Consider the following 7185-nt stretch of genomic DNA (forward strand, 5'->3'; position numbering starts at 1 on the left):
GCGCTCGGCGACCCTCGCGCAACTGACGGAGGTAGAAGATGTCGGCACTGTTGTGGCTCAGCATGTGGCACATTTTTTTGCCCAGCCCCATAACCTTGAGGTGATTGATGCCTTGCTGGCCGCTGGGGTGCACTGGCCAGCCATAGTAGCCCCAAGCGCGGATGCTTTGCCCCTAAAAGGGCAAACTTGGGTGTTAACCGGTACCTTAATTCAGCTTAATCGCAATGATGCCAAGGCTCAATTACAGGCCCTTGGCGCGAAGGTGGCGGGCAGTGTGTCGAAAAATACCGATTGTGTCGTTGCCGGGGAAGCTGCCGGCTCAAAGCTTGCCAAAGCGCAGGAGTTGGGCGTGACCGTGATCGATGAAGCGGCGCTTCTTGCCCTATTGGCGCAGCACTCTTAACTCGGTCTTTAAACACAGCTTCTAAACACACTGTTTCTAAACATATTGCTTCTAAACATATTGCTTCTAAAAACAGCGTTTCTAAATACAGTGTTGCTCACGATTGCCCACCTTCACCGCTAAGGTAAAAGGTGAAAGTGGGCCAAGTCAGTGCTGGTGGCTTGGTTCTCAATCGAGCTGCGAGCGTCAGCATCCTTTCACATTGATGCCGGGGTTTGAGCTCAAGTTTTTGACCTAAGCCTCGGCATTCACTTAAGGATTAAGCATTCAAAGCGCTGCGCCCAGGAGTAACGCTGGCCGACATGAAGGCGATTTCATCTAAGGAGGCATTGAAATTGACTCAAGCAGCACCATCTCAATGGAAGGTCATGGATTATCCCTCTGGACATTTATTTGAATTTTAGTCACATCACTTGGCTCGATGATAAAGGCCATATTAAACCGCCGATATGGTTATATTTATTATTGGCATTTTTGGCGCGCGGTTGGTGTATTTTTATCGCCTCGTTAACCCAATCCCATGATCGCGCCGAATTGCTGCGGTTATTTTATCCTGACAAATCGGATTTTTTACTGGCACTGGCCGCAGGGTTAGGGGCGGTGGTGCTTTATGGCGTGGTGCTTGCCGAGCGCCGCAGAGCGCCCCAATGGTTAAGGCCTATCTTTGTACGGTTAAAGTGGGGCTTATGGCTGCTACTGCTTATCGATGCCGCGCTGCTCAGCCAGCGATTACTCCATGGTCAGTTTTTGTTCCATTGGAGTCAGGCGGTTGATGCCTTAGTCTTGTTTTGGTCGAGTTTGTATCTGCTTAATTCAAAACGGCTGGATTATTATCTGAAGGATTGGTCAAAGGACTGACAAGTTCTGCCAAAGGAGATGCCAAGTTTGAGTTCCGCTTGAGTTAATGTGCCGAGAAAGCACAAGAATAGATGGGGATCTTATTGTTATCTTAGAGTTTTTATATGGGGTGATAGGCGCTATTTTGTGTACTATCCCTCAGATTGAGGAATATAGGCTTACTGGTCAGCGGAGATCATCTATAGTGATATGAACTTAGCCTAAGGGGATTGCGTTGTAGTCAGGGCAGAGTGTTTTGTCTCTATCATGCGCTTGAAAGGAGTCTATCAGGTGGCAAAAGTAGTTCAACAAAGATTATTGCTATCAGACATTCAACTTGGCATGCGTGTTAAGTTGCCGTTGTCATGGACGAATCATCCTTTTTTATTCAATCGGGTCGATATTACCACTCCTGAGCAGATCGAGATGATCCGTGGTTTAGGCGTTCCTTATGTGTATCTCATCAGTGATGCCAGTGATGAGGTAGAAGTCGTTGCTGACGATGACGAAGACGTTGACGACAACACCGCCCTCACTTCTGCCGCGCACCAGCCGGATTTACAGCTGGTAACCCGTAAGGCTATGCGCTTAAGTCAAAAACGCTTTTTGGAGTCAGTGAATGAATGCCGTAATGCCTTTGCTAAAGTCGTCAGTGATCCTGAGGGCGCTTATCGCTTGTCTTCCGCGCTGGTGGAAGAGTTACTCAGCCATTTGCAGGAGGTGCAATCGCCTTTTCTCACCTTAGTGGGTAACGACGAGAAGGGCGTAAGTGTCACTCAGCACGGTATTTCGGTCGCGGTGTTAGCCTTGATGATTGGCCACGCCTTGGATTTACCCCAACGGGAATTACGAGATATCGCCTTTGGTAGTTTATTTCACGACATTGGTAAATTAAAAGTCCCCGATGTGATCCGCCGTAAGCGCTTGCCGTTAACCTCCCACGAAGCCAACTATTTGCAAATGCACCCCAATTTTGGCTATGACATGTTAAATCGCTCGGGATTATTTCCCAAAGAAGTGTTGGATATCGTCTTACATCACCATGAATTTATTGATGGTTCTGGTTATCCCGATGGCTTAACCGGTCATAAAATTCCACTCACGACCCAAATTGTGAGTCTGGCGAATGATTACGAAAAGCAGCTAAATGGCCTTGAAACCTCTTCACCCCAGGTGGCTTTAGGGTATTTATTTAAGCATCGCGCCAGTAAACACTCAGAGGCTTTAATCGCAATCTTAGTGAAGATCCTCGGTATATATCCGCCTGGCACTATCGTCAAATTATCTGATGATTGTGTGGCAAAGGTCATTATGACGACCAAAGAGGTGACTCAACCTCAAGTGTGGGCTTGTAAAGATGATGGCAGCCACGCCGCTTTGCGCTTTTTAGCCGATGAAGGCGTCACCGTGTTGCAGACGCTAAGAGCGGACGAACTCGGCGAGGCTGCTACTAAAATCTTACAGGTGGATAAGGGGATCAGTTTTTACTTTAGCGCAATACAAGCTTGAATCTTAGCCTTTAGGCTCTGTATGCTGTCCGCCAATTGCGGTTGGGAGCGGATCGGGTCAAAGATGATCAATAAACAAATGCAAAATAGTGCAGCGGTTACGAATGCCGTAGTGGAAAGCACCATGGTTAAACGTGTGGCGGTGGTGGGATGCGGCTGGTTTGGTTTAGCCTTGGCGAAACAATTACTGCAAGAAGGTTATAAGGTCACAGGGAGTAAACGACGCCCTGAGGATTTGGCCGTTTTAACCGAGCTTGGGATTGAAGCGTTTGCCCTCAATTTAACCCAAGAGACTCAAATTGAGGCAAATGAACCGCGCTGCGCCGCGGAATGGGGGCTTCAGGGGGCGGTGGCCAACCGCTCCTCGCCCGCTAACCATTCGCTCCCCGAAACGCAGTCTGTGGCTGGCTTAGCGCAGTCTGTGTCAAGCTTGTTGCAAACGGATTTTTTGGTGGTCAATATTCCTCCCCGGTTACAACGGGGTCATGATGCTTATTTGCAAGAGCTAAACCAATTGCTGGCGCTGATCCAAGGTTGGCAATATCAAGGCATTGTATTTATTAGCTCAACCGGCGTTTATCCTGCAAAGGATAAGTCGGTGGCGGAGTCTGACGCCTTAGCATTAACTCCTGAAAATCAAACGTTACTCGCGGCCGAAGCGCTTTTTGCCCAGCAAAAAAATAGCTGCATCGTGCGTTTTGCTGGCTTAGTTGGCCCTAAGCGGCATCCAGGGCGATTTTTAGCGGGGAAAACCGATGTTCCTGGCGCGAATGTTGCCGTCAATTTAGTGCATTTATGCGATTGTGTCCGCGCGGTGAGCATGATAGTGGCGGCACAATCTGCAGGTCGCACGCTGGCTCCGATTTATAATTTGTGCGCTCCCTTACACCCGAGTAAAGGGGAATTTTATCAAGTTGCAGCACAGTCCTTAGGTTTAGTCCCTCCGGTATTTAATCAGCAAGTGTTGCCCAATAAAGTGGTGCTCGCTCAGGCGATTGTGGCCGATTTAGGGTTTAATTATCAGTATCCTTGCCCACTTGACATGCTCGCCGCCTGCTAGTGTTGTAGCGCACTGTGCTCAGTGGCGTCCTTTGAGGTTTGCTGTTGGCTATCGGGTTTGACTACAGAAAATGTGATGCGGCTGTTAAGTCAAAGAGGTGCTTTATTGGTATAAAGCACCTCTTGAGTCGTCAGTCGCGATGGTGAATTGCAATTGTTGTTTGCGATTGTGACTTACGATTATGACTTAAGCTGAAGATAGTAACTTAAGTTATGGACTTACAATCGTTACTTGCACAATACTGACTTGACCAATAGTGACTTGCGTGAGCTTCAGGCTATTGTCGCGTGGCATGGCAAGTTGGGTTGATGTCATCCACAGCGTGTTCTGGCTATGATAAGAGGGTTACATCAGCTCGCCAATTTGCCATCACACCATCACTCATTCCCCTAAAGGGCAAGATACAACGGCCAACCGAGTAGCCCGATAAGTCCTTCTTTGTGTTCAAACCTTTCTAAGCGCTCGGGTGAGACACCTTCGAGTAAGCCTTCGCGATAATTTTTTGCAAAATGCAGTGTACGCAGTAGGGCAGGGACAAAGTGTTTACCCAGATCCTTACGGATAGTTTCAGCTAGCTCTGCGGGTAATTCAGCGAGTGCCAATTGGGTTTGACGCTCGATATACTCAAGGGTAAACCATTCATCTAAAAGTGTGACTTTAGCAATGCGCTTTTTTAAGTCCTGTTTGACTTTACTATTGTCAAAAAGGATCCGGTATAACACGGCCTCGGCCAATACACTCTCAAGATTGAGAAAATCTAAGGGATCGTATTGGGTCTGCGCATAAAATTGCGCCATTAACGTCACAATGGACTGTTGGCGCTGATGCTCGAGTAGCGCTTCTTGATAAGCCTCAAAACCTTGCCATTCTTCGGCATCGGGTGGGCTCGACACTTGTTCTAATAAGTGCTTGTCTACATCGCCATAAAGGGATTTGCCATTCACGAGTTTATGCTTGCTAACGGTGCTTAGCATGCTCCAACCTTTTTGAAAACATTTGACTATGCCATCCGTCGTTACCAGTAAGCGTAGTGCTTGTTGCTGATTTTGCTGGGAAAGCTCCATCAACCCTAGGCTGACCACACCAATGACATCATGAGCTGCCTGCTCTAGCAGGTGCATTTTGTACTTGTTATAAAACTTATCGGCCAGTTTGAGGCTCATCAATATCGCTTTTGATTTGATGTGTTCGAGTTGCTCATGGCTTAAGGTTTCGTCGGTTTGGCCTTGGAGCAATACTTTTGTGAGGTATGGCCCCATATCTCCATCACGCAGTACTAATTGCATTAGCTGTTCCTTTAATCCAAAAAGCTAAACATATCATCAACTTCAGCGTATTCGTCAGCCACTTGATTTTTCTCTTTGGCTTGGATAACTAATTCGTTGACGAATTTGTTGATGATCATCTCCCAGCCGGAGCTTTCGTTACGCAGCAGATTTTTGATGGCTTTTTCAACATCGGGTGCCAATTCGTGGATAAGTGCCATCAAACTGCGGGGATCATCAATACTGAGGCTATGGGCTTCTTCGCTGTGAGAGCGGCCGTCATAACCTATGGTATCCGTGTCTTCTTCATCGTCGTAGTAGTCGTTAACTTGGGCGTCATCATCGTGTTTTTCGCCCAGCATCATTTCGATAAAAGGGATAGAAAGGTAGAAAAGCCCAGCGGGATCGTCGGCGATGCATTCTAAAATGGCAGTTTGTTTCTCTTCGCTGTCTTGGATACGAATTAAATAGGTTAAAAAATCAAAGGTATGCTGTATGAGTTCTTCGGCATTGTTTTTGATTTTTTCTTCCCAGTACAAAGGTTGCTGACACACGATGTCGCGGATTTGCTCTGGGGTCATCAGTTCAGACATGATAGATGGACAAGAAATATCATGGTGACTGTTAATTTGCGTCAGCGTGACAATGTCCATTTGCTCAATAACTTCAACTAATTGTTCATCACTCATGGTGGTCGCAATCAGTTCGAAGCGCTTGCTTGCCTGTTTAGGTTCAACGTCTGCCAGTTCTTTAATTTCGGCAACGGTGATTTCAATGAGACTAGTGTTCATTAGCGGTCCTCATCATCATAGTGATCATAGTAGCCTTCTTCCTCTTCGTCTTCTTCATCGTCATCGCTATGGCCGATGTAGTCATCATCATCGTCGTCTTCGTCATTATGGCTGGCCACTGGTGCGGCTTTACCTTGATTTTCAAGTAAATACAACACAGCGCAGCTTTCGATGAGTAACGTTTCTGAGTAGGCGCGTACGGCTAACACTAAGGGCAAATCGGCATTATTAAAGCCAATTGTGACCTTAAACTCATCCCATTCGGGTTGTGTGCTGGTGTTTATCCAGTGTGCCCATTTTAATTTGGCGTCGCTTGGGAATTTCACCCGGCCAAAGAGTGCCACGGGGAGATATTCAGGCACCGAAGCTAACATCGTTGGATCGGCGAGCAATATCTTTTTAATTTGCGTGGTAAATTGCTCTAATGCCTTGGGAGTATCAGGGTCGTTATAGGACTCGATATTGTCATAGGCATTATTTTTTAACTCATTAATGCGGGAGATATTCAGTTTTTTGGCCATGGGGCATTACTCTAAAATGAACCGTTCAAGGATAAAATTGATCCCAGAGCTCGCGCATGGCACCAGCAGGATCGGTCACAATCACATTATTGAAATCTTTGATAAATGCATTTCTAAGCTTAGGGTCCGAAAGCACTTCATACGCTTTTTTCACGCGTTCGAGTTGTTGCGATGCTTGCTGTTTTTCCTCATCGGAGGCACCTAGTAACTTGTCTGGGTGGTATTTATTTGAGAGTCGTCGATAGGCTTTTTTAATGTCGTCTTCTTTGGCACTGGGCTTGATGCCAAGCACACTAAAGTGGTTAATCATATTTGTACCTGCAGGCGCTGGTGCGGATATCACGAGATAAAAAGAGTTTACATCTGATTATCTTAAATTTTGTGGAATGCTGATTAGTCAGCCGTGGATCATAGCAGAAATGCTTGGGAAGCGGCAAACGCCTAAGGGGCTATTTATCATCAAAGACGGTGGTTTAGTGGATGATGACGGAGTGTTATCTGAGTGCCCATTGGGTTTTATTGAACCATGATAAGCGTTGAATGCGGGTGAACCGGGTTAGGTAGGGGATGGGTATTTGCGGGCGATGTGGTTGCTAATTCAGGTAATATTGTCAGGTAATATTATTAGAGGCTACTTTAGAAATAGCGCATGCAGTGGTCAGTGATTTGACCATTGAGGCTAAAACGTGCTGTTGAGTATATTGGTTGCGGGAGCTGGATTTGAACCAACGACCTTCGGGTTATGAGCCCGACGAGCTACCATGCTGCTCCATCCCGCGTCCGATATTGCTGTGTTGAGT

At 46.7% G+C, this 7185-nt stretch carries 8 protein-coding genes and 1 tRNA gene; 4 read left to right on the forward strand and 5 right to left on the reverse strand.

Annotated features, from left to right (window positions below; genetic code table 11):
- From ACRCZA_RS14880 to ACRCZA_RS14895, 4 genes are all read left to right on the forward strand, one after another.
- Positions 1–403, forward strand: a 403-nt coding sequence (locus ACRCZA_RS14880) for a BRCT domain-containing protein (protein ID WP_438675173.1), incomplete at its 5' end; no start/stop codon positions are given.
- A 393-nt stretch (positions 404–796) separates the two neighbouring features.
- Entirely contained in the window at positions 797–1261 is a 465-nt protein-coding gene (locus ACRCZA_RS14885; protein ID WP_438675174.1) for a DUF2919 domain-containing protein, read from the forward strand.
- Positions 1262–1531: 270 nt separating this feature from the next.
- Positions 1532–2749 (forward strand): HD-GYP domain-containing protein, encoded by a 1218-nt coding sequence (locus ACRCZA_RS14890; protein WP_438675175.1) that lies wholly within the window; start codon positions 1532–1534, stop codon positions 2747–2749.
- 63 nt (positions 2750–2812) lie between these two features.
- Positions 2813–3808, forward strand: coding sequence for an NAD(P)-binding domain-containing protein (locus ACRCZA_RS14895; RefSeq protein WP_438675176.1), 996 nt, complete (start codon positions 2813–2815; stop codon positions 3806–3808).
- 389 nt (positions 3809–4197) lie between these two features.
- Here ACRCZA_RS14895 and atcC read toward each other — a convergent pair whose 3' ends face one another.
- The 5 genes from atcC to ACRCZA_RS14920 all read right to left on the reverse strand — a co-directional run bounded on the left by atcC (position 4198) and on the right by ACRCZA_RS14920 (position 7164).
- Complete coding sequence (gene atcC, locus ACRCZA_RS14900; protein WP_438675177.1) at positions 4198–5094, reverse strand: cold adaptation protein AtcC; 897 nt, start codon at positions 5092–5094, stop codon at positions 4198–4200.
- Positions 5095–5105: 11 nt separating this feature from the next.
- Positions 5106–5864, reverse strand: a complete 759-nt coding sequence (gene atcB, locus ACRCZA_RS14905) for a cold adaptation protein AtcB (RefSeq protein WP_438675178.1) — start codon at positions 5862–5864, stop codon at positions 5106–5108.
- Positions 5864–6385 (reverse strand): cold adaptation protein AtcA, encoded by a 522-nt coding sequence (gene atcA / locus ACRCZA_RS14910; RefSeq protein ID WP_438675179.1) that lies wholly within the window; start codon positions 6383–6385, stop codon positions 5864–5866. Before atcA ends, atcB begins: the two co-directional genes overlap by 1 nt.
- Before the next feature lie 25 nt (positions 6386–6410).
- Positions 6411–6695: a cold adaptation protein ActJcold adaptation protein ActJ gene (atcJ, locus tag ACRCZA_RS14915; RefSeq protein WP_438675180.1), complete on the reverse strand. Its 285-nt coding sequence runs from the start codon at positions 6693–6695 to the stop codon at positions 6411–6413.
- A 392-nt stretch (positions 6696–7087) separates the two neighbouring features.
- Positions 7088–7164 (reverse strand) — tRNA-Met (locus tag ACRCZA_RS14920).
- Positions 7165–7185: the final 21 nt, after the last annotated feature.

This window comes from Shewanella sp., assembly GCF_051658185.1.
Lineage (GTDB): Bacteria > Pseudomonadota > Gammaproteobacteria > Enterobacterales > Shewanellaceae > Shewanella.